Below are 26,622 nucleotides of genomic sequence, written 5' to 3' on the forward strand. Positions count from 1 at the left end.
GCATTCGTCCGCAGACCAGGGGGATATGCCGTTTTCGCACGGCTTCCGGTGGCCCATGCTCCCGGCACGGGCCACCGGGAGCACGCGCCCCGGCGCTTCCTCACACGTTCGGGGGCGACCCCTCGATCGGGCGTCCGAGCACGCCGGGTCGCTGCTGTCGCGGCAGCGGGCCGCTCGGCGGGCGGTAGTCGACGCCGAGGGCGTCAAGTCGGGCGTAGTGCTCGGTCATTCGGCGTTCGAAGTCGGCGAAGTCGCGTTCGGCGGGGGCGGGCAGCTGCCGCCACGCCACCTCGCAGAAGGCGGCGAGGCGCGGGAACACCTGGTAGTCGACGCGCTGCTGGTGCTCCATCACCTCGGTCCAGACGTTGGCCTGGGTGCCGAGGACGCGGGCCGCCTCCTCCTCGGTGAGCTCGGCGGGGACGGGCTCGAAGCGGTAGACGTCTTCGAGGGTGCGGATGAAACCGATCGGCATCGGCTCGTCGGGGCCGCCGTGCTGCCGGTGGTCCAAGTACACGTGCTGCTCGGGGCACATGATGACGTCGTGGCCGGATTTGGCCGCGGCGATGCCGCCCCGGTAGCCGCGCCAGGAGGAGACGGTGGCGCCCTCGGCGAGGCCGCCCTCCAGGATCTCGTCCCAGCCGATGAGGCGCCGCCCGCGGGCCGTGAGCCACCGGTCGAAGTGGCGGATGAACCAGCTCTGCAACCCGTCCTCGCCGTCCACGCCCAGCTCCTTGATGCGGGCCTGCGCGGCGGGCGACTCCTTCCACTGGTCCTTCGGGCACTCGTCGCCGCCGACGTGGATGAAGGTGGACGGGAAGAGGTCGAGGATCTCCTCGAAGACCCCTTCGTAGAACCGGAGTACGTCCTCGGTCGGGGCGAGGACGTTCTTGCTGACGCCCCAGGTGTCCCAGACGGTGAGCGCCTCGGTGTCGACCACGTCGGCGTTGCCGAGGTGCGGGTACGCGCTGATGGCGGCCTGCGAGTGGCCCGGGAGGTCGATCTCCGGGACGACGGTGATGTGCAGGGAGTCCGCGTACGCGACGATCTCGCGGATGTCGTCCTGCGTGTAGTGGCCGCCGTGCGGGCGCTCCTCCCAGAGCGGCGACATGCGGTGCCCCCACTTGGAGCGGGCCCGCCAGGAAGCGACCTCCGTCAGCTTCGGGTGGCGCTTGATCTCCACACGCCACCCCTGGTCGTCGGTGAGGTGGAAGTGGAAGACGTTGAGCTTGTGGGCGGCGAGCAGGTCCAGGTAGCGCAGGACCCCGTCCTTCGGCATGAAGTGCCGCGACACGTCGAGCATCATGCCGCGCCAGCCGAAGCGCGGGGCGTCCTCGACGACGCCGGCCGGGACGGCGTACTCGGCGCCGGGCCGCAGCGGCGCGCGGCGGAAGGCGTCGGGGCCGAGGAGCTGGCGCAGCGTCTGGGCACCCCAGAAGACGCCGGGGGCCGCGCCGCCGCGGATCTCGACGCGGTCGCCGTCGATGGTGAGCCTGTACGCCTCCGGCTCCAGGGAGTCGTCGACGTACAGGGAGAGGGAGTTGGCCGCGCCCTCGGTGCCGTCGCGGAGCGGCAGGCCGAGCGCGGGGCCGAGCGCGGCGCGCAGCCACCGCTCGGTGGACCCGGTGCCGGGGCCGGCCCAGACGGTGGTGGACGCGTCGATGACGAAGGAAGAGCTCTGCGTGGCCTCGGCGCGTGCGGGCGCCGGGATGAGTTGCCCAAAGGTCATGGCGCACAAGGCTGTCACGCGATTGCGCCACGCAAAAGGGGCGTTGCGGCAGGCGCAACGCCCCTCGGGCGAAAAGATCTCACACGAACGCGAAAGGGACGACTACTTCTTGCCGCCCTTGCCGCCGTCCTTGTCCTTGTCGCCGCCGGCGCCCATGGACTCGTAGATCTCCTTGCACATGGGACAGACGGGGTACTTCTTCGGATCGCGGCCGGGGACCCACACCTTGCCGCAGAGCGCCACGACGGGAGTGCCGTCCAGCGCACTCGCCATGATCTTGTCCTTCTGGACGTAGTGCGCATAGCGCTCGTGGTCACCGTCACCGTGCGACACCTGTGGCGTCGGCTCTACGAGGGTCCCCGTACCTGCCCCGCGCTCGGGCTCGGGCTCAAGAGTGCTCATAAGGGCCAAGGGTACTCACGCGCGCGCCGTCCCGGCAGCGCGCGTGCTCCCCGTGGCGCCTGCCGCCGCCGTGCCTGCCGGGTGCCTGTTCGTACCGTGCGGGCCGGTGGGGGCTTGGCGCGCAGTTCCCCGCGCCCCTGGGGTAGCCCGTGGTGCGGCCACGTTCGGCCTGGGCGCAGGGGGTCTTACTCAGGGGCGCGGGGAACTGCGCGACCAGCCCCCACCGGCCCGCAGCCCAAGGGAGCCCCGGCCCCGCGCAGCGGACAGGTGCAGAACGAGTGCCGTCAGAGAAATCGCGGCCGCCGCCCACGGCAACGCCCTCGGCGCGAGCCCCGCCGCGAGGGCAAGCCCGGCGACACCGGAGCCCACCGCGCTGCCCAAGTAGAGGGCGGAATTGTTGAGGGCAAGAGCAACCGCACCCCGCTCCGCACGCAACGCGAGCAGCCGGTCCTGCTGCGGCACCTGGAAGGCCCACCCCGCCGCGCCCCAGACGAGAAGCGCCGGATACGCGCCGGCACCGAGCAGCGGCAGGACGGCGATCGCGACGGTCAGGGTCGAGACGATCCCCGTCACCAGGACGCCCACCCGACTCGTACGGTCGACCCCCGCCCCCGCACGGGGCGCCCCCGTACGGTCCACCAGCGGCCCGGCGACCAGACTGCCCAGCACACCCCCGATCCCCCACGCCCACAGGTACGGCGCCACCGCCCCCTCGCCCACGCCACCCGACGAGGCGAGCACCGGCGCGAGATACGTGTAGAGGCCGAGGCTCGCCACCGCACCCAGGAAGGAGACGCCCACGATCGGCAGCACCTTCCGGTCGGCGAGCGCCCCGAGCCGCGCCCGCACCGGCACCGGCGGCTCGGCGGGCACCTCGGGCAGCCCCACCGCGAGCCCCAGGAGCGCCACCGCGCCGAGCCCCGTCACCAGCCACATCGTGGCCCGCCAGGAGGTGTGGTCGGCGAGCAGCACCCCCAGCGGGACACCGAGCACCGTGCCCGAGCTCATCCCGCCCATCACCAGCGCCAGCGCCCGCCCGCGCCGCTCCTGCCCCGCCAGTGAGGCGGCGGCCGCCGTGGAGAGCGCCGAGTAGACCCCGGCGCCCACCCCCGCCACGGCACGGGCGGCGAGCAGCACGGCGAGGCCGGGGGCGAGCGCGGTGAGTCCGTTGCCGAGGGTGAAGACGGCGAGCGCGGCGACGATCAGTACGCGCGGCCGTACGCCGGACAGCAGCCCGGCGACGAGCGGCGCGCTCACCGCGTACGCGAGGGTGAAGACGGTGACCATCTGCCCGGCGAGCGACACGGTCGTCCCCAGGTCGTCGGCGACGACCGGCAGCAGCCCCGCCATCACATAGGCGTCGAGCCCCAGCGTGAACGACCCCAGCATCAACAGCCACACCTTGCGCACGGCTCCCACTCCCTCTTCCCTCGCGACACCGGCGGTTCCGGCGATTCCGGGAGGGAAACGTAGGCAGCCTCCGCATCCGGCGGGAAATGCCCGCGGCGCCCATTTATGCTCGGGCGGCATGGATCAAGGACTGACCGGGGTCGAGCTGCGCCACCTGCGAGGGTTCCTCGCCGTCGCGGACGAGCTGAGCTTCACGGACGCCGCCGCCGTGCTGCACGTCGGACAGCCCGCGCTCACCCGGAGCGTGCGGGCCCTGGAGGACGCCCTCGGCACCCGCCTCCTGGAGCGGACGACGCGGCGCGTGGAGCTCACCGAGGCCGGGTGCCGCCTGCGCGACGAGCTCGCGCCGCTGCTGTCCCGGCTCGACACTGTGCTGCGGGGCGCGGGCAGCGAGCCGCCGGTCCTGCGGCTCGGCTTCACCTCGCTCCTGCCCGAGGCCTGCGCCGAGCTCGCCCACGCCTTCAAGGCGGCGACCGGCGCGGGCGTGCGGCTGGTGCGGCGCGACGAGCCGCTCGCCGGGCTCACGTCGGGCGCTTGCGACGTCGCGGTCGTGCGGGGCGACGTCCCGTCCGGCGCGCAGGTCCGCACCCGTGTGCTGCTGCACGAGCCGCGCGTCGCCGTCGTCGCGCGCGGCGCCGCGGAGCTCGCGGGCCGCCGCGTCGTCGACTGGGCGGAGCTCGCGGACCTGCCGCTGGTCGTGAACACCGTCACCGGCACGACCAGCCCCGACCTGTGGCCGCCGTCCCGCCGCCCGCGCCTCGCCTGCACCGCCGACAACTTCGACGAGTGGCTGGAAGCGGTCGCGGCGGGCCACGGGGTGGGGGTGGCGCCGGAGCCGGTGGCCCGCAGGCACTCCCACCCGTCCCTGCGTTACGTACGTCTGAAGAACGCCCCGCCCGTCGCCGTACATCTGGCGGTCCCGGCGAGGGACGCGCACCCGCTGGCCGAGCGGTACCTGCGCCGCGCCGGAGAGCTCGCGGACCGACGGGCCGACCGACGGACCGAGCAGCGGGCCGACCGGTGCGCCGGTCAGTTCAGCGACGCGTCGTCCGGATAGGTCGCCACCATCGCGAGCTCGCTGCGCTGGCGCCGCAGCACCGCGCGCCACAGCCGCTCCGGATCGGGCGAGGACACGTCGCCGGGCTCGGACTCGACCACGTACCAGGCGCCGTCCGCCAGCTCCGTCTCCAGCTGACCCGGGCCCCACCCCGAGTAACCGGCGAAGATGCGGAGCGAGCCGAGAGCCGAGGCGAGGAGCTCCGGCGGGGCCTCCAGGTCGACGAGGCCGATCGCGCCGTGCACGCGTCGGAAGCCGACCGGGTCCTGTCTGCCGGCCCGCGCCCCGGCGCCCGCCGGGGTCTCCTCGTCGCCGGGGATCACCGCGACGCCGAGCGCCGAGTCCAGCGAGACGGGGCCGCCCTGGAAGACGACGCCCGGTGTGCCGGTGAGCTCCCCCCAGCCCTCCAGGATGTCGGCGACGTCCACCGGCGTCGGACGGTTCAGGACCACGCCGAGCGAGCCCTCCTCGTCGTGGTCGAGGAGCAGCACCACCGCGCGGTCGAAGTTCGGGTCCGCCAGGGCCGGTGTGGCCACGAGCAGCCGCCCTGTGAGCGAGGACACCTCGGTCATGGACCACATGATCCCGCATATTCGCCCTGCGCGGGGAGGCAATGCGCATACCGGAGTGCCCCCAGCTCAGGGCCGGGTGCGGCCGCTGGAGCGCAGGTGACGGGTGGTGACCCGGAGTGTCCGGTTCCGTACGGTTCGTGTTGTCACGAACTCATGACGTGTTTTGCACGCCCTTGGCCTTACGGAAGGGGGGTACGCGGCCATTACGCTTGCCCTTTGATCCCCCCGTCCATCCAATCGGAACGCGAGATTCATGACCGTCACCGACGATGTACTGCTTGTCCACGGCGGAACCCCGCTGGAGGGCGAGATCCGTGTCCGCGGCGCGAAGAACCTTGTGCCCAAGGCCATGGTCGCCGCGCTGCTCGGCAGCGCCCCGAGCCGGCTGCGCAATGTCCCCGACATCCGCGACGTGCGCGTCGTGCGCGGCCTGCTCCAGCTGCACGGCGTGACGGTCCGGCCCGGCGAGGAGCCGGGCGAGCTCATCATGGACCCGTCGCACGTGGAGAGCGCGAATGTCGCCGACATCGACGCCCACGCGGGCTCGTCGCGCATTCCGATCCTGTTCTGCGGCCCGCTCCTGCACCGCCTCGGGCACGCCTTCATCCCCGGCCTCGGCGGCTGCGACATCGGCGGCCGGCCGATCGACTTCCACTTCGAGGTGCTCCGCCAGTTCGGCGCGACCATCGAGAAGCGGGAGGGCGGCCAGTACCTGGAGGCCCCGCAGCGCCTGCGCGGCACCAAGATCCGTCTGCCGTACCCGTCCGTGGGCGCCACCGAGCAGGTCCTGCTCACCGCCGTCCTCGCGGAGGGCGTCACCGAGCTCTCGAACGCCGCGGTGGAGCCGGAGATCGAGGACCTGATCTGCGTCCTTCAGAAAATGGGCGCGATCATCGCCATGGACACCGACCGGACCATACGGATCACCGGTGTCGACAGCCTCGGCGGCTACAACCACCACGCCCTCTCGGACCGCCTTGAGGCCGCCTCCTGGGCCTCCGCGGCCCTGGCGACCGAAGGCAACATCTACGTCCGCGGCGCCCAGCAGCGCTCGATGATGACGTTCCTGAACACCTACCGGAAGGTGGGCGGTGCCTTCGAGATCGACGACGAGGGCATCCGCTTCTGGCACCCGGGCGGCTCGCTCGACGCGATCGCCCTGGAGACGGACGTCCACCCCGGCTTCCAGACCGACTGGCAGCAGCCGCTCGTGGTGGCGCTGACGCAGGCCGCGGGCCTCTCCATCGTCCACGAGACGGTCTACGAGTCCCGCCTCGGCTTCACCTCGGCGCTCAACCAGATGGGCGCGCACATCCAGCTCTACCGCGAGTGCCTGGGCGGCTCCGACTGCCGCTTCGGCCAGCGGAACTTCCTGCACTCGGCGGTCGTGAGCGGCCCCACGAAGCTCCAGGGCGCCGATCTGGTCATCCCCGACCTGCGCGGCGGCTTCTCGTACCTGATCGCGGCCCTCGCGGCGCAGGGCACGTCCCGCGTCCACGGCATCGACCTGATCAACCGCGGCTACGAGAACTTCATGGAGAAGCTCCAGGAACTGGGCGCGAAGGTCGAGCTCCCTAACAGGGCTCCGCTCGGCTAGCTTTCCGTACGCATACGAAAGGGGCGGTCACCCACCGGGTGACCGCCCCTTTCAGCTGCTCCGGGCTACTTGCCCTTGGCCGCTTCCTTCAGCTTGGAACCAGCCGAAACCTTGACGCTGTAACCGGCCGGGATGTTGATCGGCTCACCGGTCTGCGGGTTGCGGGCGGTGCGAGCGGCACGGTGGGTGCGCTCGAAGGTCAGGAAGCCGGGGATGGTGACCTTCTCGTCGCCCTTGGCAACGATCTCGCCGACGGTCTCGGCGAACGCGGCCAGCACGGCGTCGGCGTCCTTGCGGGTCACCTCTGCGCGGTCGGCCAGCGCGGCCACCAGCTCACTGCGGTTCATGTTTGTACTCCCGTGTTCTTTTGCCGTTGAGGCGTGCCACGCGGCAGGGCCGCATGATGGGCACAGCGAAGACGATGCTGCCAGGGTCCTCGGACAGTCCCCGGACCCGGGTCTGACGTCCAGACCCTCGCGCCCGATTACGCATCCTGCCCCCACCTGCGGCGGGAAAGCCAATCCGGCGCCCTTGGGGGTCACACGAAAAGCGTCCGCCACCCCGTGAAACGCGGGCGCAGGGGAGGGCTTGCTGCCAAGCCACCCTAGAGGGGGCCCGTGGGGCCCGGGTTCCGCGACGCGCCGTGCGGCTAGGCCGTGGCGCCTGTCACAGCGGCCCCCGCGGCCTTCGCGGCGGTGCGCACGGCACCGGCCACGGCGCCCGCGACCTTGTCGTTGAAGACGCTGGGGATGATGTAGTTCGGGTTCAGCTCGTCCTCGGCGACGACGTCCGCGAGGGCGCCCGCGGCGGCCAGCATCATCTCCGTGTTGACGGTGCGCGACTGGGCGTCGAGGAGGCCGCGGAAGACGCCGGGGAAGACCAGGACGTTGTTGATCTGGTTCGGGAAGTCGGAGCGTCCCGTGGCCACAACTGCGGCCGTCTGACGGGCGATTGCCGGGTCGACCTCGGGGTCCGGGTTCGCGAGCGCGAACACGATGGCGCCGTCGGCCATGGCGGCGACGTCGTCGCCGTTCAGCACGTTCGGAGCGGAGACGCCGATGAACACGTCGGCGTCGACGACGGCCTCCTTGAGCGTGCCCGTGAGACCCTCGGGGTTGGTGTTGTCGGCGATCCACCGCAGCGGCGAGTCCACGTCGTGGGAGACCAGGTCCTCGCGGTCGGCGTGCACGACGCCGTGGATGTCGGCCACGACGGCGTTCTTCACACCGGCGGCGAGCAGCAGCTTGAGGATGGCCGTGCCGGCCGCGCCGGCGCCCGACATGACCACGCGCACGTCGCCGATGCCCTTGCCCACCACGCGCAGGGCGTTGGTGAGGGCGGCGAGGACGACGATGGCGGTGCCGTGCTGGTCGTCGTGGAAGACGGGGATGTCGAGGGCCTCGCGCAGCCGGGCCTCGATCTCGAAGCAGCGGGGCGCGGAGATGTCCTCCAGGTTGATGCCCGCGAAGCCGGGGGCGATGGCCTTGACGATCTCGACGATGGCGTCGGTGTCCTGGGTGTCCAGGCAGAGCGGCCAGGCGTCGATGCCGGCGAAGCGCTTGAAGAGGGCCGCCTTGCCCTCCATGACGGGCAGCGCGGCCTTCGGGCCGATGTTGCCGAGGCCGAGGACGGCCGAGCCGTCCGTTACGACCGCAACGGAGTTCCGCTTGATGGTGAGGCGGCGGGCGTCCTCGGGGTTCTCGGCGATCGCCATGCAGACCCGGGCGACACCCGGGGTGTAGATCATGGAGAGGTCGTCACGGTTGCGGATGGGGTGCTTGGACGCCATCTCGATCTTGCCGCCGAGGTGCATCAGGAACGTACGGTCGGAGACCTTGCCGAGGGTGACGCCCTCGATGGTCCGCAGCTGCTCGACGATCTCGTCGGCGTGCGTGGTGGAGGACGCCGCGATCGTCACGTCGATCCGCAGCATCTCGTGGCCGGACGCCGTGACGTCGAGGCCGGTGACCGAGCCTCCGGAGGACTCCACGGCCGTGGTCAGCTGGGAGACCGCTGTACCGCTGGCGGGCACCTCCAGTCGGACCGTCATCGAGTAGGAGACGCTGGGCGCCGTTGCCATGGCGGACTTCCTCTGCTTTCACCTTGTAGCTCTTGCCGTCCGATGGTCGCACCTACCGCCGAGTACGTGGTAGCCGCCCCGGATTGCGAACGTTTTGTTCACCGGCCAGTGCGCTGAAATTTCGGAAACTTGTTTCCACCATACGAGAAGTTGCTTGGTAGGGAAAGAGGGGCCCGAACAGAAAGAGGCCCACGTCACTGGGTGACGTGGGCCTCTTCTCACGCTGGTGACACCGACCCGCCATGCTCGCCTCGCGGCAAGTGGTCGCTCGTAGCGACGATGGTTGGGCCCGGGGGCTTGGATCGAGCCGGTGCCACATCCACGGTAACAAACGAATCCCGTAAGGCAATTCCCGTCCCGAGAAGCCGCTCGGGTCAATCCCGCGGGAGGGTCCTCCGCCGGGCGGGATCAGTCCCTGAGCAGGTCCGGGACCCCCGCCTCGTCCGGCTCGTCGCGCTCCCCCGACAGGACGGTGAGCTGCTGCGTCGCGCGCGTCAGCGCCACGTACAGGACGCGCAGGCCCGCCGGGGACTCGTCCGCGATCTCCGCGGGCGAGACGACCAGCGTCGCGTCGTACTCGAGGCCCTTGGCCTCCAGGCTGCCCAGCGCCACCACCCGGTCGCCGAGCCCGGCCAGCCAGCGCGCCGCCTGCTCGCGGCGGTTCATCGCCACGACGACACCGACCGTGCCGTCGACCCGCTCCAGGAGCCGCGCCGCCTCCTCGCGCACGGACGAGGCGAGGTCCTTCCCCCGTACGACCGCGAAGCGGGGCTCCACGCCGGTGGAGCGGACCGCCGACGGGGACTCGGCCCCCGGCATCGCGAGGGCGAGCACCCGGGCGGCCAGGTCGGCGATCTCGGCGGGGTTGCGGTAGTTGACGGTGAGCGTGAAACGGCGGCGCGGGCGGGTGCCGAGCGCCTCGTCGCGCGCCTCGCCCGCCTCGTCGGGGTCGGACCAGGAGGACTGGGCCGGGTCGCCGACGACGGTCCACGTGGCGTGGCGGCCGCGGCGGCCGACCATGCGCCACTGCATGGGCGTCAGGTCCTGCGCCTCGTCCACGATGACGTGCGCGTACTCGGTGCGCTCCGCCGCCAGGCGCTCGGCGCGCTCGCGCTGGGACTCCTCGCGCTGCGGCATCAGCTCCTCAAGGCCGGTGAGCAGGTCCAGGGGGTCGAGTTCACGCTTCTTCTTCGGGCGGTGCGGCGTGCCGAGGATCGCCTGGAGCTCGTCGAGCATCGCCACGTCGTGCACGGACAGGGCGTCGCGCCGCAGCGAGCGGGCGACCTTGCGGACCTCGCCGGGGTTGAGGATCCGGCGCGCCCAGCGGCCGAGGCGCCGCTCGTCGCTCATCGCGGCCAGCACCGCGCGCGGGGTGAGCTCCGGCCACCAGGCGTCGAGGAAGCGGATGAAGTCGTCCTCGGAGGTGATGTCGTCGTCGAAGGAGGAGCGGAGCTCGGCGGCGAGCTCGGGGTCCGTGTGGCGGCCCGCCGCGCCGGACTGGGACCACAGGGCGTCCAGGAGGAGCTTGCGGGCGCGCGGGCGCAGCAGGTTGACGGGGGCGGTGCCGCCGAGCGCGTTGCGGCGGATGCGGTCCAGCTGGCCGGCGTCCAGTTCGAGCCGGCGGCCGAAGGCGACGACGCGGAGGCGGGTGGGGGCGCCGGCGGGCTGCGGCTCCTGGTCCTCGTCGCCATCGCCGAAGGACAGCTGCCCGTCCTGGTCACCGAAGGACAGCTGCCCGTCCCGCGGGGCGGCGGGAGCGGAGGGTGCGGCGGGGGTCTCCAGTGCCCCCCGCGCCGCCTTCCTCAGCACCTTCAGCATGCGCGAGGAGCCCTTGACCCGGGCCACCGCCGGGCTGTCGTACTCCGTCGCCTCCACGCCGTCCACCAGCGAGCCGACCGCGCGGATCGCGACCTGTCCCTCCTCACCCAGGGACGGCAGCACGCCCTCCGTGTAGGCGACCAGGAGCGGGGTCGGGGAGACGATGAGGATGCCGCCCGCGTACCGGCGCCGGTCCTGGTAGAGGAGGTACGCGGCCCGGTGCAGGGCCACCGCGGTCTTGCCGGTGCCGGGGCCGCCCTCCACGTACGTCACCGACGCGGCGGGCGCGCGGATCACCATGTCCTGCTCGGCCTGGATGGACGCCACGATGTCCCGCATCGAGTGGCTGCGGGCCTGGCCGAGCGCGGCCATCAGGGCGCCGTCGCCGACCACGGGGAGCTCCTCGCCGTCGAGGCGTGCGGTGAGCTCGGGGCGCATCAGGTCGTCCTCGACGCCGAGGACCTTGCGGCCCTTGGAGCGGATGACGCGGCGGCGCACCACCCGGCCCGGGTCGACCGGCGTCGAGCGGTAGAAGGGCGCGGCGGCGGGCGCTCGCCAGTCGATGACCAGCGGGGAGTAGTCGGCGTCCAGGACGCCGATGCGGCCGATGTGCAGGGTCTCCGCGATGTCGGCGTACTTGCCGTCCGCGTCCTCGCGCACCGCGCCCTCCGCCGGTTCGACCGCCGTGTACGCGCCGTCGGGCCCCTTCTTGCCGTCCTTGCCCCGGAGCAGGTCGATCCGGCCGAAGAGGAAGTCCTCGAACTCGTTGTTGAGACGGTTGAGGTGGACGCCGGCGCGGAAGACCTGCGCGTCACGCTCGGCGAGCGCGCCCGGCGTACCGACCTGGGAGCGCTGGGCAGCGTCGTTCATCAGGAACTCGGCCTCGTGGATCTTCTCCTCGAGACGTCGGTAGACCTGGTCGAGATGGACTTGTTCGACGCTGATCTCGCGGTCGCGTACGTCGGCCACCGAGGCCCCTTTCACACCGTGCTGCTGCCCGTATTGAGCAGCCGTCCACCCTATGCGAAAGGGGCCCGTCCTGTGCACTTGTCTCACGCCGGGCGTGCGCCACAGCGCTACACGTCGACCTTGACCAGCCGCTCGCCGTCGAACGTGGTCACCTCGAAGTGATCGATGTCGTTCCGGTCCATCGCCGCGCCCCCGTGCACGTACAGCGGGCTGCGCGCCCATTTGTTCGGGCTGTCCTTGATGCCGTACCCCCACTCGGGCACCGACCAGCTGCTGACGGTCTCCTTCTCGCCGTCCTTGCCGACCGCGACCAGGGAGCACTTCAGCGGGCCCTTGACGTTCTTCAGCTCCAGGACGGTGTGCGTGCCCCAGGCCTTCTTCTCCGTGCCGACCGTGGCGCTGACCTTGGTCGTCGGGTCGGTGGCGCGCGCCTTCTCGTCCATGTGGTGGAAGAAGGCGTCCTCGGCGGGGCTCGACGGGTGCGGGTCGGCCACCACGCCCTTCGAGCCGCCGTCGTCACCGGCCACCGCGAGGACGACGAGCGGCCCCCCGACGATCAGCGCGACCGCCGCCGCGACCAGGTACAGGCCGCGCCTGCGCCCGCGCTCCCGCTCGACGGAGACCTCCGCGACGAGGCGCTCGGCGAGCCGGGGGCTCGGCCGGGCGGCGAGCTGGTCGCCGATCGCGGGCACGCCGCGCGGGCCGGGAAAGTCCGCGAGCGCGGCCAGCATCGGCTCCATGCCGGAGAGCTCGTCCAGCTGCCGCCGGCAGGACTCGCACCCGGCGAGGTGCTCCTCGAAGCGCGTGGCGTCCGCGTCGTCCAGGATCCCGAGGGCGTAGGCGCCGACGGTCTCGTGGAGCTCGTCGTCCTGCCGCGTGCCGTGGTGGCCGTGGAAATCGGTCATGCCGTCACCCCCCGCTCCTCGAGCGCCAGCTTCATCGAGCGAAGCGCGTAGAAGACCCGTGAACGGACCGTCCCGCTGGGTATGCCCAGCGTCTCGGCCGCCTCATTGACCGTACGCCCTTTGAAGTACGTCTCGACAAGTACTTCCCGGTGTGCGGGAGTCAGATCCTCCAGCGCGTCCGAGAGCGTCATCAGCCACAGTGCCCTGTCGATCTCGTCCTCCGCGGGGATGACCTCCAGCGGCGACGGGTCGACCTCCTGCGGCCGGGCCTGCCGGCTGCGGTGGCCGTCGATGACGATGCGCCGAGCGACCGTCACCAGCCAGGGGCGTACCGAACCGGTCGCTCTGTTGAGCTGACCGGCGTTCTTCCAGGCACGGATGAGCGTCTCCTGTACGACGTCCTCGGCACGCTGCCGGTCGCCCGCCACCAGCCGGAGCACGTAGGCGAGAAGTGCTCCCGCGTGCTCGCGGTAGAGGGCGCGCATCAACTCCTCGTCCGGGCCCGGGGGCCGTCCGAGGCGATGGCGGTGCGGCTGCGGGCGCTCATCGGCCACGGCGGAATCCTTGCGCACGCGTACCTCCGGTGTCCGCCCTTTCGACGGGTCGGGCGGGTCTCACGACGGAGGTACGGATGCGGGGTGGCGGGTGTTCAACGGGGTGGGGAGTTCTTGTGGTTGGGGGCCGGGTGGGGGCTTCTTGTGGTTGGGGGCGGGGGTGGGAGTTTCTTGCGGTTGGTGCTTGAGGGGTGCCCGGGAAGGGGTGGCCGCCTCACTCCCGTCCGACCGCCGCCGCCCTCCGGCGGTGCCGTGCCACCCGCTCGCGGTTGCCGCACACCTCGCTGGAGCACCAGCGGCGGCGCCGTCCGCGGGACGTGTCGAGGTACACGATCGGGCAGTTGTCGCCCTCGCACTGGCGCAGGAGGGCGCGGGCCGCGGGGTCGGTGAGCAGGTCGACGGTGTCCCGGGCGACGGCGGCGACGAGCGCCGCGCACCCCGGGTCGCCGCGCAGGACACGGACCAGCGTGCCGTCGGCGGCGCGGACCGCGCACGGGGCCGGGGGCGCGGCGGCCGCCAGGGCGTTGACGCGGTCGAGTGCGGCGGTGGCGGCCGCGGTGAAGGGGTGCCCGTCGATCTCGCCGAGCACCAATTGCCCTATGGCGGTACGCAGTTCACGGAAGTCGGTGAGCCACTGCGGGCCGGCGCCGGGCAGTGGCGCACCCGCCGGTACGAGTCCGGTGCCCGCGAGCCAGGCGCGCAGCCGCCCCACGGAGTCGAGCCGTTCCACGGGGTGGTTCGTCGCCACGAGGTCCAGGCAGCTCCGCCCGGAGTCGAATCGCAGCTCGTACGGGGCCGGGGCCGTGCCCAACGCCATGCGCCTGTCACCGCCTTGGTGGGGGTCACCGGGGAGTGAATGCCGTTGCGTACCCCTACAGTGCACTCCCCCGGGCGGCTCCGGAACCCGGCGTACCAGGTTGCCCGGAGAAGCCCTCTTGCAGCGCGGCGGCGGCCGCGCCCGGCTCACCCCACGTACTTCGAGCCCGACGCCGGGTCGATCGCGAGCCGGTACCCCCGCTTGACCACCGTCTGGATCAGCTTCGGCGTGCCGAGGGCCGTGCGCAGGCGGGCCATCGCGGACTCCACCGCGTGCTCGTCGCGGCCCGCGCCGGGGAGCACCCGCAGCAGCTCGGCACGGGCCACGACCCAGCCGGGCCTGCGCGCGAGGGCGGTCAGCAGGGCCATGCCCGCGGGCGGTACGGCGCACAGCTCGTCGTCGACCAGGACGGCGTGGCCGCGGATCTCGACGCGGTGGCCCGCGATGCGCAACACCCTTGCGCGGCCGGGGAGTTCCTGGCAGAGGAGCTGGACGAGCGGCCCGAGCCTGAACCGCTCGGGCTGCACCGTGTCGACGCCGAGGGACTGAAGCGGCAGCGCGGTGACGGGCCCCACGCAGGCGGAGAGCACGTCGTGGTGGAGGGCGGCGAGGAGCTCGGCCGTCATGCCCCGCTCCTCGGCGCGGGCGAGGAGCGAGGCCGCGGCGGGCGCGCTGGTGAACGTCAGCGCGTCGACGCCCCGCCCGACGGCCGCGTCGAGGAGCCGGTCCACGGGGCCGAGGTCCTCGGGCGGCAGCCACCGGTAGACGGGCACCATGACGACCTGCGCTCCCCCGGCCCGCAGCGCCTCGACGAAGCCGGGCAGCGGCTCCCCGTGCAGCTGGAGGGCGACGCGCCGCCCGGCGACGCCCTCGCCGAGGAGCCGGTCGAGGACCTCCGCCATGGACTCGGACGAGGGCGACCACTCCTCGGTGAGCCCCGCGGCGCGCACCGCCCCCTTCACCTTCGGCCCGCGGGCGAGCAGTTCGACCCCGCGCAGACAGCGGACCAGCGCCTCTCCGTACCCCCAGCCGTCCGCGGCCTCGATCCACCCGCGGAATCCGATGGCGGTGGTGGCGACCACGACGTCGGGCGCGTGGTCGATCAACTCCTTCGTCGCCGCGAGGAGTTCACTGTCGTCGGCGAGCGGCACGATGCGCAGCGCGGGCGCGTGCAGCACGGTGGCGCCGCGCCGCTTGAGGAGCGCCCCGAGCTCGTCGGCGCGCCGGGCGGCGGTCACACCGACGGTGAAGCCGGCGAGGGGGCCGTGCGCGGCGGGTCCGCCGGTGGCCGGGGCGCCCCTGGGGGTGGGGCGGGCGCCGGGGCTCGGGCTGACGCCGGGGTTGTCACCGGGGTTGTCACCGGGCTCGGGGCCGGCGTTGGGCCTGGTGCCGTCGCTCGGGCCGGGGCTGGGCCTGGGGCTGTCGCTCGGGCCGGGGCTGGGCCTGGGGCTGTCGTGCATAGGCTCGTCTCGTCTCGTCCCGCTCGTCTCATTCACGGCTCGTGGGCGGTAGGTGGAGGGCGGTTGGCGGTGGGCGGCGGACGTCCGAGCCTGTCAACGGCGCGTGACGGGCCCGGTTCACGCCGATGTCCGCCGTGTTACGTCACACCTCGGCGTAGCTGAGCTGCGGCTTCTCCTCGGTGTCGGCCGCCGGGACCGTACGGGCGACGGGCCGGCGAAGGTATACGGCCCAGGTGACGGCCGCACACACACCGTAGAAGGCGAGGAAGGCGATGTACGCGCCGGTGCCGGAGCCCACCGTCTGGAAGGACTGCCGCAGCGCGAGGTTGATGCCGAGTCCGCCGAGCCCGCCGACGGCCCCGATGAGCCCCATGGCCGCCCCGGAGAGCCGCCGCCCCTGGGCCGCGGCGGCCTCCCCCACGAGACCCTGGGCCTCGGCCTTCGCCTGGAAGATCCCGGGGATCATCTTGTACGTCGATCCGTTGCCGAGCCCGGTGAGCACGAACAGCGCGACGAACGCGCCGACGAACAGCGGCAGCGACTCACGCACGGACGCGACGACGACCACACCGGTGGCGGCGCCCATCCCGAGAAAGTTCCACAGGGTGATGCGCGCCCCGCCGAACCGGTCGGCGAGCCGCCCGCCGACGGGCCGGACGAGCGAGCCGAGCAGGGGCCCGACGAAGGTGAGCTGCGCGGCTTCGAGCGGCGTACGCCCGAACTGCGTCTGGAGGACGAGCCCGAAGGCGAAGCCGTACCCGATGAACGACCCGAACGTCCCCACGTACAGGAACGACATGATCCACGTGTGCGCGTCCCGAGTGGCGGCCTTCACGGCACCGCTGTCATTACGGACGGACGAAATGCTGTCCATGTACAGAAACGCACAGACAGCAGAGACAACAACAAGCGGAATATAAATCCCCAGCACCACGCGCGGCCCGCCGCTCGCCCCGATGACGGCGAGCCCCACGAGCTGCACCACGGGCACACCGATGTTGCCGCCGCCGGCGTTGAGCCCGAGGGCCCACCCCTTCTCCCGCAGCGGGAAGAAGGAGTTGATGTTGGTCATGCTGGATGCGAAGTTTCCGCCGCCCACGCCGGTGAGCAGGGCACACAGCATGAAGGTGGAGTAGGACGTCCCCGGCTCCATGACGACGAACGCGGCGACGGTCGGCAGGAGCAGCAGGGTGGCCGCGATGACGGTCCAGTTACGCCCGCCGAAGCGCGCGACGGCGAAGGTGTACGGCACGCGGACCACGGCCCCCACGAGGGTCGCCATCGACACGAGGAAGAACTTTCCTGCCGCGTCGATCCCGTACTCCGGCCCCATGAACAGCACCATCACCGACCACAGGCTCCACACGGAGAACCCGATGTGCTCGGACAACACGGAGAACGCGAGATTCCGCCGGGCGACCTTCTCCCCGCCCTCCTCCTTCCAGAACCTCTCGTCCTCCGGCTCCCACCGCTCGATCCACATCACACGCCTCCAGGAGTAGTCCACGCACACCGGCCGACCCTCCCGAACGTAAGGAGCCCGCATTTCAACTTTGTGCCGCGCGATGACCACCGGGGAACGTTGCTCTCACGGGGGGGTGGGGTGGGGCGGTGAGGGGCGCGAACCTGCACACCCCTCTGACCGCTCACCGGTTGACGGACTGCACCTCTTCGACCTCGATCTGCTGGTCCGCGCCGAACTGGCCGTCGGGGAGGGCGCCGCCCTGGCCGGTCGTGCTGGTCCAGGTGATCTTCCAGGTGACGGTGGCCCGGATGTCGTACGAGCCGTCGCCGGAGGAGCGCAGGTACCTCACGCCGCAGGGCGGGTCCGTGTCCGCGGGGGTGCCCTTGGCGCGGGGTGCGCCGATCTTTCCGTTCTCGATGGGGCATTCGCCGGAAGCGGGATACGTCTCGGCGTCCTCGGTCCCCGGGTCGATCGACAGGGAGACGGGCTCGGCGGTCGTGGTCGCGGAGAGGCCCGACCCCGGGATGCTCGCGGTGACGGAGACCTTCTTGAACTTCGCCTTGTCCAACCAGACCCAGGTGGGGAGGTTGACCTTCGTCGTCCCCTCGGGCGCCATCTTGATGGTGGTACTGGGGACGGGGAGCTCGTCGTAGGCGTACTCGGCGAGGATTTCCGGAGTCACGGCCAGGGGCTCCTTCGGCGTCTGTCCCTCATCGACCCAGAAAGGCTGCTTGTCGCAGGCGCTGGCCTCCGGGTCGTCCTTGCGGTTCGGATTGACCGCCGCGGCCCAGAACATCCCCTTGCCCTGCTTGTCGAGGTTGTAGTTCTTGTACGGCTTGCCCTTCTTGTAGCGGGTGTCGAGGTAGTCGCCGACGAACTCCCCGACGCTGTCGAAGAGCGGAACGCCGTCACCGAAACCGCGCCACGCCTTGACCGTCTTCTCGATCTCCTTCGGCGAGAAGGCGGGCTCGTACCAGCAGGCGGGCGGAGTCCAATTGCTGTCCGCCGACGAGAGATTGCCGGTCCTGGCCGAGCTCGTATTGCCGTTGACCGATGTCTGGACCTTTGTCTGGACGGTGATGGTGCGGCCGTTCTTTCCGCCCTTCGCCTCCTTGCTGGAACCGCTGCTGTTCGTCAGATCGGCCGATGCCTCCGGCGCGGCCAACGCGGTGATCAGCACAGCAGCAAGTGCGGAGAGGCCAACAGTCCTGCGCGTCACGGCTGGCAGACCTCGCTCCCACGCTCCGAGGAGCTCTTGGTGAGCTGCCAGACGCCCTTGGAATTCTTCCGCAGACGGTCGTTGTAGTAGACGTACGAGTTCTTCGATGCCTTGGTGACGTTCGTCTTCTGTGTCTTGCGATCCTTGGTGTAGGCCTTGGATTCATCGGCGCAGTAGGTGAGACCGGCCGAGCCGTCCTTGCTGAAGGTAACCTTGCGGTTGGTGTAGCGCACCGTCCCGGTCACCGTCGTACCGTCCTTGATGAACCCGCTGACCCATTCGATCGTCCCCAGCAGAGCTGAGTCCTTGCTGTAGAAGACGATGGCGTCGGACTTGGGTTCCTGCTTGTCGATCGCCTCATCGATGGCACGCTGATACTCCGCGCTGTCGCGCAGCACCGCATCGGTCTTCGCGTCGCCCGTCTTCTCCGGGGTGAAAACGAGCCGAACGCCCTTCGGCAGAGTGACCTTGGGGCGGTCGATTCCGTCCGCCGAGGCCGACGCCGACGGGGACGACTTCTTCGCCGCGTCGCCCGAGTCGGCGCCCGCGATCTTGTCGCTGTCCTTGGAGTCGCCGCTGCCCCCGCCGCAGGCGGAGAGCGAGAAGACTGCCGCAGCTGTCATGGTGGCCGCTGTGAGCAGGGCGGGTCGGCGGTTCACTGTGAGCTCCTGGTGGGGCGAGAGTTCTCTGGAGTGCACCAAGCTATCCATGCGGGAGAGGCGAGGGCACGTCGAGGTCGGTCTTCAGCCCAGATGTGTGTCCCCCAGCGACAACAGCAGCCGGCGCAGCGCTCCGTCGAGGGCGGTGCGGTCCTCCGGGGTCAGGGCGGCGAGCATGCGCTCCTCGTTCGCGACGTGGTCGACCACCGCGCGGTCGACCAGGTCACGGCCCGCCTCGGTGAGGCGGACGCGGATGGCGCGGCGGTCGTTCGGGTCCGGGCGGCGCTCGATCAGCCCCTTGCGCTCCAGCTTGTCGAGGCGGTTGGTGATGGCGCCGGAGGTCACCATGGCGGTCTTGAGGAGGCCGCCCGCGGTCAGTTCGTGCGGGGCGCCGACCCGGCGCAGGGTGGCGAGGACGTCGAACTCCGCGAATTCCAGGCCGTACTCGACGAACACCCGCTTCATGCCCTTGCTCAGCAGATGGTCGGCCCTCTTGATGCGTCCCACCAGGGCCATCGCGTCCAGGTGCGCGAGGTCCAGGTCGGGGCGCTCGCGGCGCCATTGGGCACGCAGCTCGTCGATGGCGTCGTGGTCGGCCGTGTCCTGCTCGTTCATGTCGTCGTCTCCGCTCTTGCCCGCCCGCACGCACGCGTCGGCGCCGGATCGTTCCCCGGACCCAAGTCTCTCAACGTTCAGATACTTGACGCTCACAGATCTGGGGTCCATATTTATCTCAACGTTGAGAATAACAGCGTTGAGGAGACCGACGAGGGGAAGCGGCACCATGAACATCCGCAGCACTAGCACCGGCCCTGACACCGGCACCGGCAGCACCGGCGCCAACACCACCACCTGCCCCTCCGCCAAAGCCGCCGCCGGCATCGCCGCACTCGCCGCCATCGGCCCCGCCACCTGGGGCACCACCTACGTCACGACCACCGAACTCCTCCCCCCGGACCGCCCCTTGCTCGCCGCCGCCCTGCGCGCGCTGCCCGCCGGGCTGATCCTGCTCGCACTCACCCGGCGCCTCCCGAGCGGCGACTGGTGGTGGAAGGCGGCCGTACTCGGCGTCCTCAACTTCGGCGCGTTCTTCCCGCTCCTCTTCTTCGGCGCGTACCGGCTGCCCGGCGGTGTCGCCTCGACGATCAGCGCCGTCATGCCGCTGCTCGTCGCCGGGTTCGGGATCGGGGTGCTGAAGGTGCGGCCGACCGGTCGCACGCTGGCCGCCGGACTCGTCGGTGTCGCGGGCGTCGCACTGCTCGTTCTGCGCGGCACCGCCGCGGTCGACCTCGCGGGCATCGTCGCCATGCTGACGGCCACCACGCTGATGGCGCTCGCCGTGGTGCTCAGCAAGCGGTGGGGCCGCCCGGCGGGCGTCTCCCTGCTCGCCCTCACCGGCTGGCAGTTGACCGCGGGCGGGCTGGTCCTCGCGCCCATCGCCCTCACCGCCGAGGGCCTGCCGGACCACTTCACCGGCGCGAACCTCGCCGGGTACGCCTACCTCGGCATCATCGGCACGGCGCTCGCGTACGCCCTGTGGTTCCGCGGCATCGAGCGCCTGCCCGCCTCATCGGTCTCGTTCCTCGGCCTGACAAACCCGGTCGTCGCCACGCTCGCGGGGCTGCTGCTCCTGGGGCAGACCCTCACCGTCTGGCAGCTGGGCGGCCTGGCCCTCGTCCTGGCGAGCGTGCTGCTCGGCCAGAGCCGGAGCGGCGGTGGCGGCAGCAACAGCCGCAACAGCAGCAGCAAGAACAGCGGAAACCGCCCCAGCGCCACCCACCGCCACCAGACACAAACCGCATAACGACCGCCCCCCACCACTCCCGCCTCAACACCCCCAAGGAGCCAACCCCATGCGCATCACCATCTTCGGCGCAGCCGGCAACGCAGGCAGCCGCATCGTCGCCGAGGCCCTCACCCGCGGCCACGAAGTCACCGCCGTCGTCCGCGACCCCGCCCGCTTCGGCGAGCTCCACCCGGCCGCCGCCCACCGCACCGGCAACGCCGAGGACCCGGACGACGTGGCCGAGTTGAGCGCCGGCCAGGACCTCGTGGTCAACGCGACCAGACCCGCCCCCGGCCACGAACACGAGCACCCGGCCGTCATCAAGGCCCTCCTGGCGGGCCTCGCCCGCGCCGACGGCGTACGGCTCATCGTCGTCGGCGGCGCGGGCAGCCTGACGGTTCCCGGTACGCGGGGAGTCCTCGCCATCGACGACCCGAGGTACGTCCCCGAGGCCTGGCGCCACATAGCCGAGGCGTCGAACGCCCAGTACGACGCACTCCGCACCGCGAACACGCACGTCCCCTGGACCTACATCAGCCCCTCGGCCCTCTTCGAACCCGGCACCCGCACAGGCACGTTCCGCCTCGCCGAGGACGAGCTACTCGTCGACGCGGAGGGCAACTCGTCCATCTCCATGGAGGACTTCGCGATAGCCCTCCTGTACGAGGCGGAACACCCGACCCATCACCAAACCCGCTTCACAGTCGGCTACTGAGCCCCGGCTCCCGCCTAAGCACGGGAGCCGTCCGCGTACGCGGAGAGATCCGAGATGTACGCGGTCTCCGCCGACGCGCGAACCCGTACATCCGCCGAGACAATCTCGATCTCCACCTTCTCGCCACCGGTCAGCCGGATGTCTCCGACCGGATCGACCGAGAAACCCCGCAGATCCACCTCATCCAGACCCCCGAACGCCAACTCGACCTGCACAGTGTCGAACCGCTGCACGGTCCACTTCTTGGGCGCCCGTTCCGGGAATACGGGAAGGTCGAACCGCACCCGCAGCCGCGGGCCCTCCCTGTCGAGAACCACAGCGTGGATACGCACGCCAGTCAACGCCGGCACGGCACCTCCGTACACCGAGATGATGCCCTCGGGGTTCTGCACCAGGGAAGTCCACGACATGTCTAGCGCCCGCTCCTGAGCGGCGCCCAGCCGTCCGTCACTTACCGGCGAACTTCCAGCTCACCTGGTCGCCGTCCTCCTTCGCGGACCAGCGGACCTCGATGGACTTCGAGCCCTTCGGGATCAGGTACGTCTCGCACAGGACGTGGGTCTCGCCCTTCTTCCAGCCTTCGAGGTCCAGCTCGTCCTCGCAGCCCGGCGCGTCCTCGGCGGCGCCGATGAGCAGGCCGCCGCGGGTGCCGTCCGCGTAGATCTCCGTGGTGTCCTGGACGTCGGGGGTGTCCGTGAGCGGCGCGCCGCCCTTGTGCGTGATCTTCATGTGGGCGGTCGCCGTGACCAGGCCCTTCGCCCTCTTCGGGTCCGAGACCAGCTTCTTGGTCTCGGCCTCCGTGCCGATGTCGACCTTCTCGGCGGTGACGTCGTACGTGACGAAGGCCTCGTCCTCCTTCACCTTGCCCGTGGTGCTCTTGCCGGCCGCCAGCGCCGACTCCTCCTTGGGCTTGTTCTGGGAGGTGGAGGCGCCGGCCTTCGGCTTGTCCTCCGACTTCTTGTCGTCGCCGCCACCGCAGGCGGTCAGCGCGAGGGCGAGCACGGCGACGGGGGCGGCGGCGCGCAGCGCCGTCTTCCTGTAAAGCAAAGCAATCTCCTGGCAGAGGTGGGGGGCCCGCCGCACGGCGGTCGTCCGGCGTGAGCAGCGGGAAGAGCCGTCAGCTTAGGAGTCGGCTACAGGGCGCGTCGAGATCGTTACGGTCCTTCAGCGCCCAACTATTGGCAGTTGCAATGCTTTACACAGTTCCGCGTCGGATCCCTGCGTGCGCAGCGACCCCGCACGGGGCCGTTGTTCGCTTACGCGAATCCCGGTGCCACGCGAGGCCCCTGCGCACCCCGCGCCCCTCCCTCCGAACGCCCCCATTTACAGCGGCATTTCAAGTCATTGCGGGCACCCCGTTGCACGTAACAGTCGCGCAACGCATTGGCCCGGACAGTCGGGCAACAGTGCCGCCTCAGCCCCCGTCCCGCCCCGTCATGACGAGCTCGTCCCCGGCAGGAATCCACCCACCCACCGGCCTCTCCAGCCAGCCCCCCTCCACCGCCAGCGCCGCAGCCGCCGACCGCAGAGCGGTGACCCCCGGGTGCACCAGGCCCTTTCGCCACACCAGGGACACGGGCGACAGCGGTACGGGGTCGACGAGCGGACGCAGTTCGGCTCCCGGCATGGGCGGGAAGTCGACCACGGCGAGTACCGGATTGCGGCTCCTCGCCATGACCCGCCCGAATTCCTCGGGGCCGACGGCGAGCGGCGCCGGCGGTGCGATCCCGATGCCGCGCCCCTCGAAGAGCAGCCGCGCGAGGGCCGTCCACTCCAGCGTCTTTGCGTTGCCCGCCCCCGCGTACACGGTCTCCCCCGCGAGTGCGTCCAGCGGCACCTCCTCCAGCTCCGCCAGCGGGTGCCCGGTCGGCAGCAGCACCGCCATCGGCTCGTACCGCACCGGCTGCTGGTCGAGCCCGGCCCGCAGCGCCGGGTCGAGTCCGGCGAAACGGCCGAAGGAGACGTCGAGCCGTCCGGCGGCGATCTCGGCGGCCGAGCCGGTGAGGCCGCTCTCGAAACGGGCCATCAGCTCGCAGTCGGGGGCGAGTTCGCGGGCCCGCTCCAGGATGCGTCCGAAGACCAGGCCGGGGCTGTTCACGTCGACGAGCAGGGGCCGTGCCGCCCCCTCGGCGGCGGCGACCAGGGCGTCCTGGGCCTCCAGGACGCGTCGCGCGTACGGCAGCAGCCGCTCGCCGTCGGCGGTCAGCGTCACCTGCCGCGTCGTGCGGGCGAAGAGCTCGGCCCGCAACTCCCGCTCCAAACGCCGCACATCACGGCTCAGCGCCTGTTGCGCGACATAGAGGCGGTGAGCCGCCCGGGTGAAGTGCAGTTCCTCCGCGACGGCGACGAAGGCGCGCAACAGCCTCGGGTCCACATCACGGCGTACGACTGCTTCCGCCGACCGCGTACGGCGTACGGCTGATTCCGCCGGGCCAACAGCACGGCTTACGGCTGATTCCGCCGGGTCGGCATCACGGCGTACGACTCCCACCCCGTCCTCGGTCACCGCAGCAACCTACAACGCAGACGCGTCAATCCGCACCCAACAGGTGTTGGACCCCACCCGCCGCCCCCGGCGAGGGTGACCGCATGCCCCACAACCCCTACGCCCGTCTCTTCGCGATACCCGGCGCCACCGCCTTCACCATCGGCAACCTCATCGCCCGCCTCCCCATGGGCATGTTCAGCGTCAGCGCCGTCATCATGATCTCCGGAGCCCGCGGTTCGTACGCCCTGGCCGGCGCCGTCACCGCGACCGGCCTCGCGGCGACCGCCGTCGTGGCGCCCTGGACGGCGCGGCTGGTCGACCGGTACGGCCAGGCGCGCGTCGCCGTGCCCGCCACCCTCGTCGCCGCGCTCGGCTCGCTCTCGCTGCTGCTGTGCGTGCGCTACGGAGCGCCCGACTGGACGCTGTTCGCGTCGTACGCCGCCACGGCGACGACACCCAACACGGGCGGCATGTCCCGGGCCCGCTGGGCGCACCTCCTCAAGGGCGACGCGCGGGCCGTGCACACCGCCAACTCCTTCGAGCAGGCCGCCGACGAGCTGTGCTTCATGCTGGGTCCGGTTCTCGCCGCCTTCCTGTGCGGCGCGCTCTTCCCGCAGGCGGGCACCCTCGTGGGTGTGGTGCTGCTGGTGACCGGGGTGCTCGTCTTCGCCGCCCAGCGGGCCACGGAACCCCCGCCCCAGGGGCGTACGGACTCATCCTCCGGGACGACGTCGCTGCTCCGCGCGCGCGGGGTGCCCACCCTGCTGACCGGCTTCCTCGCCACCGGCGCCGTCTTCGGCTCCCTCGAAGTCGTCACCATCGCCTACGCGGACACGCAGGGGCACAAGGCCGCCGCGGGGGTGGTCCTCGCCCTCCAGGCCGCGGGCTCCTGCGCGGCGGGCCTCGTCTACGGGGCCGTGAAACCGCGCGGCTCCCTCGGCCGCCGCCATGTGCTGTGCGCGGCCGCGATGGCGGCCCTGATGACGCTGCCCCTGCTCTCCGTAGTGGCCACCGGGTCGCTGATCGCCCTCTCCGGAGCGCTGCTCGTCGCCGGGATGGCGACGGCGCCGACGATGGTCACCGCCATGACGCTCGTGCAGGAGCGCACCCCCGAGGGGCGGTTGAACGAGGGCATGACCCTCGCCGTGACCGGTCTCCTCGGGGGCATCGCCTGCGGTGCGGCGGGCGGCGGCTGGGCGGTGGAGCACCTGGGCACCGCCGCGGGCTATGGGGTGCCGGTCGCCGCCGCGTGCTGCGCCCTGCTGGTCAGCAGCGCGCAGGCTTGCGCCACGAGCACTCCAGCCCGGCGTCGTCCCGCTCGGCCGCGCGCGTCGAACGCGGCGTGACCGGGACGGCCCTGTCCTCGGTCGAGGAGGCGAGGGTCACCATGATCGCGTCCTCGACGGGCTTCACCGAGGAGGCCAGGTGGTTGTTGAGGATGACGCTGAAGACCAGCTCGCGCCCGTCCTTGTCCTTGACGTAGCCGGAGAGGGCGGACGCTCCGGTCAGCGTCCCTGTCTTGGCGCGGACGTTGAGGGCCGCCGGGGTGCCGCACATCCGCGAGCGCAACGTGCCGCCGACGGACTTGCCGGGACCGCAGGCCGCGGGGAGGGAGGCGTGCCAGTCCGCGAACCACGGCTCGGCCTTCACCGAGCGCAGCAGCTTGACGTACTGCTCCGCCGCGGCGTTGTCCTTGCGCGAGAGACCGGAGCCGTCGACCTGGCGCAGCTTGCCCGGGTCGACTCCGGCGGTCTTCAGATAGCCGTTGATCGCCGCGATGCCGTCGCTCCAATTTCCGGGCCTGCCGGTCGTCTTGTGGCCCATGGCCTTGGTGAGGCTCTCGGCGTGCATGTTGTTGGAGAGCTTCATGAACGGGACCATGAGCTCCTTGAGCGGCATGGATTTGTGCGAGGCGAGCTGCCGGGCGCCCCTCGGCGTGGCGGTCCCGGTCTTGGTCGGGCCGCTCACCCGTACGCCGTGCGCGGCGAGCGCGTCACGGAAGACGGCGGCCGCGTACCCGGTGGGCTCCCAGACGGTGGCCCACTCCTTGGTGGTGTCCCCGCCCACCGGGACGGTGCCGCTGACGGTGATGGTGTTCTTGCCGTGCTGCCGCTCCACCGCGACGGTGTCGGCGCCGCCCGCCGCGACGGTGGTGGCGCGCAGATCGATGTTCACGTAGTCGGTCTTCGGTGTCACGCTGACGCGCGGCTTGTCCCCGGCGCGCGCCCCGGGCGCGACCTCGACGATCACCGTGCCGGTGTCGTAGTCGGTGTCGGGGGCGACGCTCAGTGCGCTGATCTGCGCGGCGTAGTACGCGGACTCGTCGTCACCGCTCCACCCGTCGCCGATGCGGCTGCTGTCGAAGCGGGTGTCGTCGGCGACCAGCCGCCCCGTGACCTGTCGGATGCCCGAGCCGGCGATCTTCGCGGCGAGCCGGTCGTAGTCCTTGGCGAGCGTCGTCGGGTCTCCTGTGCCGCGCAGGTACAGGTCTCCTTGGAGCACGGAGCCGCGTCGCGGTGCGGTGGCGAGGACGTCGGTGGTGAACCGGTGGCCGGGGCCGAGGAGTTCCATCGCCGCGGCCGAGGTGAGCAGCTTGGTGTTGGAGGCGGGCATCAGGCGCCCGCTGGAGCGGTGCTGGTACAGGACGTCGCCGGTCGCGGAGTCGGCGACGACGACGCTCGCCACCCCGCCCTCCATGCGCGGGTCGGCCAGGATGGTGTCGATGGCCTCGGGGAGTCCCGAGCGGTCGGAGTCCGCCCCGGCCGGTGCGCCGACGGCGAGTCCGGCCGCCGCGACGGCGAGCACGGCGGGCCAGATCCAGTGGCGCATACGGATGGTGACGCGTCTCACGGGTCTACTCATGACCCCGGAGCATGACAGCCCCCGGGGCATGACAGAAGCCCCCTGGCCGGGGGGCCGGAGG

At 71.5% G+C, this 26,622-nt stretch carries 24 protein-coding genes; 5 read left to right on the top strand and 19 right to left on the bottom strand.

Annotated elements, in window-relative coordinates; translation table 11 throughout:
* Positions 1-100: 100 nt before the first annotated feature.
* The 3 genes from ACZ4Z4_RS04100 to ACZ4Z4_RS04110 form a co-directional block, all read right to left on the bottom strand.
* Positions 101-1,726 carry a beta-N-acetylhexosaminidase gene (locus tag ACZ4Z4_RS04100; protein WP_468321761.1) on the bottom strand — a complete coding sequence of 542 codons (1,626 nt, stop codon included), beginning with the start codon at positions 1,724-1,726 and terminating at the stop codon, positions 101-103.
* A gap of 102 nt (positions 1,727-1,828) precedes the next feature.
* A complete protein-coding gene (locus tag ACZ4Z4_RS04105; protein WP_079036916.1) occupies positions 1,829-2,128 on the bottom strand; it encodes a DUF3039 domain-containing protein in 300 nt (99 codons plus the stop codon).
* Positions 2,129-2,317: 189 nt separating this feature from the next.
* Positions 2,318-3,538, bottom strand: a complete 1,221-nt coding sequence (locus tag ACZ4Z4_RS04110) for an MFS transporter (RefSeq protein WP_468321764.1) — start codon at positions 3,536-3,538, stop codon at positions 2,318-2,320.
* A 118-nt stretch (positions 3,539-3,656) separates the two neighbouring features.
* Between ACZ4Z4_RS04110 and ACZ4Z4_RS04115 the strand changes: the two genes are divergently transcribed.
* Entirely contained in the window at positions 3,657-4,595 is a 939-nt protein-coding gene (locus tag ACZ4Z4_RS04115; RefSeq protein ID WP_468321767.1) for a LysR family transcriptional regulator, read from the top strand.
* On the opposite strand, the gene ACZ4Z4_RS04120 is transcribed toward ACZ4Z4_RS04115, so the two are convergent.
* Entirely contained in the window at positions 4,568-5,176 is a 609-nt protein-coding gene (locus tag ACZ4Z4_RS04120) for a YqgE/AlgH family protein (protein WP_468321770.1), read from the bottom strand. The two genes, ACZ4Z4_RS04115 and ACZ4Z4_RS04120, sit on opposite strands and share 28 nt — an antisense overlap.
* 244 nt (positions 5,177-5,420) lie before the next feature.
* Here ACZ4Z4_RS04120 and murA point away from each other — a divergent pair, with 244 nt between their 5' ends.
* Positions 5,421-6,764: a UDP-N-acetylglucosamine 1-carboxyvinyltransferase gene (murA, locus tag ACZ4Z4_RS04125; protein ID WP_468321773.1), complete on the top strand. Its 1,344-nt coding sequence runs from the start codon at positions 5,421-5,423 to the stop codon at positions 6,762-6,764.
* A 65-nt stretch (positions 6,765-6,829) separates the two neighbouring features.
* Here the strand turns inward: murA and ACZ4Z4_RS04130 are convergent, their stop codons facing one another.
* From ACZ4Z4_RS04130 to ACZ4Z4_RS04180, 11 genes are all read right to left on the bottom strand, one after another.
* Positions 6,830-7,111 (bottom strand): HU family DNA-binding protein, encoded by a 282-nt coding sequence (locus tag ACZ4Z4_RS04130; RefSeq protein ID WP_016645140.1) that lies wholly within the window; start codon positions 7,109-7,111, stop codon positions 6,830-6,832.
* A gap of 302 nt (positions 7,112-7,413) precedes the next feature.
* On the bottom strand, positions 7,414-8,844 hold the full coding sequence (locus ACZ4Z4_RS04135; protein WP_468321776.1) for an NAD-dependent malic enzyme: 1,431 nt from the start codon (positions 8,842-8,844) through the stop codon (positions 7,414-7,416).
* Positions 8,845-9,252: 408 nt separating this feature from the next.
* A complete protein-coding gene (locus tag ACZ4Z4_RS04140) occupies positions 9,253-11,631 on the bottom strand; it encodes a HelD family protein (RefSeq protein ID WP_468321779.1) in 2,379 nt (792 codons plus the stop codon).
* 107 nt (positions 11,632-11,738) lie between these two features.
* Positions 11,739-12,536 carry a zf-HC2 domain-containing protein gene (locus ACZ4Z4_RS04145; protein WP_468321782.1) on the bottom strand — a complete coding sequence of 266 codons (798 nt, stop codon included), beginning with the start codon at positions 12,534-12,536 and terminating at the stop codon, positions 11,739-11,741.
* A complete protein-coding gene (locus ACZ4Z4_RS04150; RefSeq protein WP_398298322.1) occupies positions 12,533-13,108 on the bottom strand; it encodes a sigma-70 family RNA polymerase sigma factor in 576 nt (191 codons plus the stop codon). The genes ACZ4Z4_RS04145 and ACZ4Z4_RS04150 overlap by 4 nt, the downstream gene beginning before the upstream one ends.
* A 196-nt stretch (positions 13,109-13,304) precedes the next feature.
* Positions 13,305-13,907, bottom strand: coding sequence for a CGNR zinc finger domain-containing protein (locus ACZ4Z4_RS04155; RefSeq protein ID WP_468321785.1), 603 nt, complete (start codon positions 13,905-13,907; stop codon positions 13,305-13,307).
* 146 nt (positions 13,908-14,053) lie between these two features.
* Positions 14,054-15,367 (bottom strand): uroporphyrinogen-III synthase, encoded by a 1,314-nt coding sequence (locus tag ACZ4Z4_RS04160; protein ID WP_468321788.1) that lies wholly within the window; start codon positions 15,365-15,367, stop codon positions 14,054-14,056.
* A 142-nt stretch (positions 15,368-15,509) separates the two neighbouring features.
* Entirely contained in the window at positions 15,510-16,850 is a 1,341-nt protein-coding gene (locus ACZ4Z4_RS04165) for an MFS transporter (RefSeq protein WP_468321791.1), read from the bottom strand.
* Positions 16,851-17,013: 163 nt separating this feature from the next.
* A complete protein-coding gene (locus tag ACZ4Z4_RS04170; protein ID WP_468322140.1) occupies positions 17,014-18,060 on the bottom strand; it encodes a hypothetical protein in 1,047 nt (348 codons plus the stop codon).
* The gene (locus tag ACZ4Z4_RS04175; protein WP_468321794.1) at positions 18,048-18,674 is read right to left on the bottom strand and encodes a hypothetical protein; all 627 of its coding nucleotides are present in this window, start codon (positions 18,672-18,674) and stop codon (positions 18,048-18,050) included. Before ACZ4Z4_RS04175 ends, ACZ4Z4_RS04170 begins: the two co-directional genes overlap by 13 nt.
* 120 nt (positions 18,675-18,794) lie before the next feature.
* Complete coding sequence (locus ACZ4Z4_RS04180) at positions 18,795-19,325, bottom strand: MarR family winged helix-turn-helix transcriptional regulator (protein WP_468321797.1); 531 nt, start codon at positions 19,323-19,325, stop codon at positions 18,795-18,797.
* Positions 19,326-19,494: 169 nt separating this feature from the next.
* Between ACZ4Z4_RS04180 and ACZ4Z4_RS04185 the strand changes: the two genes are divergently transcribed.
* Both ACZ4Z4_RS04185 and ACZ4Z4_RS04190 read left to right on the top strand, forming a co-directional pair.
* Positions 19,495-20,514, top strand: a complete 1,020-nt coding sequence (locus ACZ4Z4_RS04185) for an EamA family transporter (RefSeq protein WP_468321800.1) — start codon at positions 19,495-19,497, stop codon at positions 20,512-20,514.
* A gap of 49 nt (positions 20,515-20,563) precedes the next feature.
* Complete coding sequence (locus ACZ4Z4_RS04190; protein WP_468321803.1) at positions 20,564-21,211, top strand: NAD(P)-dependent oxidoreductase; 648 nt, start codon at positions 20,564-20,566, stop codon at positions 21,209-21,211.
* A gap of 14 nt (positions 21,212-21,225) precedes the next feature.
* On the opposite strand, the gene ACZ4Z4_RS04195 is transcribed toward ACZ4Z4_RS04190, so the two are convergent.
* From ACZ4Z4_RS04195 to ACZ4Z4_RS04205, 3 genes are all read right to left on the bottom strand, one after another.
* Entirely contained in the window at positions 21,226-21,603 is a 378-nt protein-coding gene (locus ACZ4Z4_RS04195) for an Imm50 family immunity protein (protein ID WP_468321806.1), read from the bottom strand.
* 55 nt (positions 21,604-21,658) lie between these two features.
* Positions 21,659-22,258 (bottom strand): hypothetical protein, encoded by a 600-nt coding sequence (locus tag ACZ4Z4_RS04200; protein WP_468321809.1) that lies wholly within the window; start codon positions 22,256-22,258, stop codon positions 21,659-21,661.
* Positions 22,259-22,625: 367 nt separating this feature from the next.
* Positions 22,626-23,585, bottom strand: coding sequence for a LysR family transcriptional regulator (locus ACZ4Z4_RS04205; protein ID WP_468321812.1), 960 nt, complete (start codon positions 23,583-23,585; stop codon positions 22,626-22,628).
* Between the two features lie 215 nt (positions 23,586-23,800).
* On the opposite strand from ACZ4Z4_RS04205, the gene ACZ4Z4_RS04210 reads away from it, so the two are divergent.
* Complete coding sequence (locus ACZ4Z4_RS04210) at positions 23,801-25,045, top strand: MFS transporter (protein ID WP_468321815.1); 1,245 nt, start codon at positions 23,801-23,803, stop codon at positions 25,043-25,045.
* Here ACZ4Z4_RS04210 and dacB read toward each other — a convergent pair.
* Complete coding sequence (gene dacB, locus ACZ4Z4_RS04215; protein WP_468321818.1) at positions 24,966-26,561, bottom strand: D-alanyl-D-alanine carboxypeptidase/D-alanyl-D-alanine endopeptidase; 1,596 nt, start codon at positions 26,559-26,561, stop codon at positions 24,966-24,968. The genes ACZ4Z4_RS04210 and dacB overlap by 80 nt on opposite strands.
* Between the last annotated feature and the right edge of the window lie 61 nt (positions 26,562-26,622).

The organism is Streptomyces sp. NPDC030245, from assembly GCF_055572995.1.

Bases quoted from the DNA above. Each gene is read 5' to 3' on its own strand.
- ACZ4Z4_RS04100 (WP_468321761.1), bottom strand. From the start codon at position 1,726: ATGACCTTTGGGCAACTCATCCCGGCGCCCGCACGCGCCGAGGCCACG.
- ACZ4Z4_RS04105 (WP_079036916.1), bottom strand. From the start codon at position 2,128: ATGAGCACTCTTGAGCCCGAGCCCGAGCGCGGGGCAGGTACGGGGACC.
- ACZ4Z4_RS04115 (WP_468321767.1), top strand. From the start codon at position 3,657: ATGGATCAAGGACTGACCGGGGTCGAGCTGCGCCACCTGCGAGGGTTC.
- ACZ4Z4_RS04120 (WP_468321770.1), bottom strand. From the start codon at position 5,176: ATGTGGTCCATGACCGAGGTGTCCTCGCTCACAGGGCGGCTGCTCGTG.
- murA (WP_468321773.1), top strand. From the start codon at position 5,421: ATGACCGTCACCGACGATGTACTGCTTGTCCACGGCGGAACCCCGCTG.
- ACZ4Z4_RS04130 (WP_016645140.1), bottom strand. From the start codon at position 7,111: ATGAACCGCAGTGAGCTGGTGGCCGCGCTGGCCGACCGCGCAGAGGTG.
- ACZ4Z4_RS04135 (WP_468321776.1), bottom strand. From the start codon at position 8,844: ATGGCAACGGCGCCCAGCGTCTCCTACTCGATGACGGTCCGACTGGAG.
- ACZ4Z4_RS04145 (WP_468321782.1), bottom strand. From the start codon at position 12,536: ATGACCGATTTCCACGGCCACCACGGCACGCGGCAGGACGACGAGCTC.
- ACZ4Z4_RS04155 (WP_468321785.1), bottom strand. From the start codon at position 13,907: ATGGCGTTGGGCACGGCCCCGGCCCCGTACGAGCTGCGATTCGACTCC.
- ACZ4Z4_RS04160 (WP_468321788.1), bottom strand. From the start codon at position 15,367: ATGCACGACAGCCCCAGGCCCAGCCCCGGCCCGAGCGACAGCCCCAGG.
- ACZ4Z4_RS04165 (WP_468321791.1), bottom strand. From the start codon at position 16,850: ATGTGGATCGAGCGGTGGGAGCCGGAGGACGAGAGGTTCTGGAAGGAG.
- ACZ4Z4_RS04175 (WP_468321794.1), bottom strand. From the start codon at position 18,674: ATGACAGCTGCGGCAGTCTTCTCGCTCTCCGCCTGCGGCGGGGGCAGC.
- ACZ4Z4_RS04180 (WP_468321797.1), bottom strand. From the start codon at position 19,325: ATGAACGAGCAGGACACGGCCGACCACGACGCCATCGACGAGCTGCGT.
- ACZ4Z4_RS04185 (WP_468321800.1), top strand. From the start codon at position 19,495: ATGAACATCCGCAGCACTAGCACCGGCCCTGACACCGGCACCGGCAGC.
- ACZ4Z4_RS04190 (WP_468321803.1), top strand. From the start codon at position 20,564: ATGCGCATCACCATCTTCGGCGCAGCCGGCAACGCAGGCAGCCGCATC.
- ACZ4Z4_RS04210 (WP_468321815.1), top strand. From the start codon at position 23,801: ATGCCCCACAACCCCTACGCCCGTCTCTTCGCGATACCCGGCGCCACC.
- dacB (WP_468321818.1), bottom strand. From the start codon at position 26,561: ATGAGTAGACCCGTGAGACGCGTCACCATCCGTATGCGCCACTGGATC.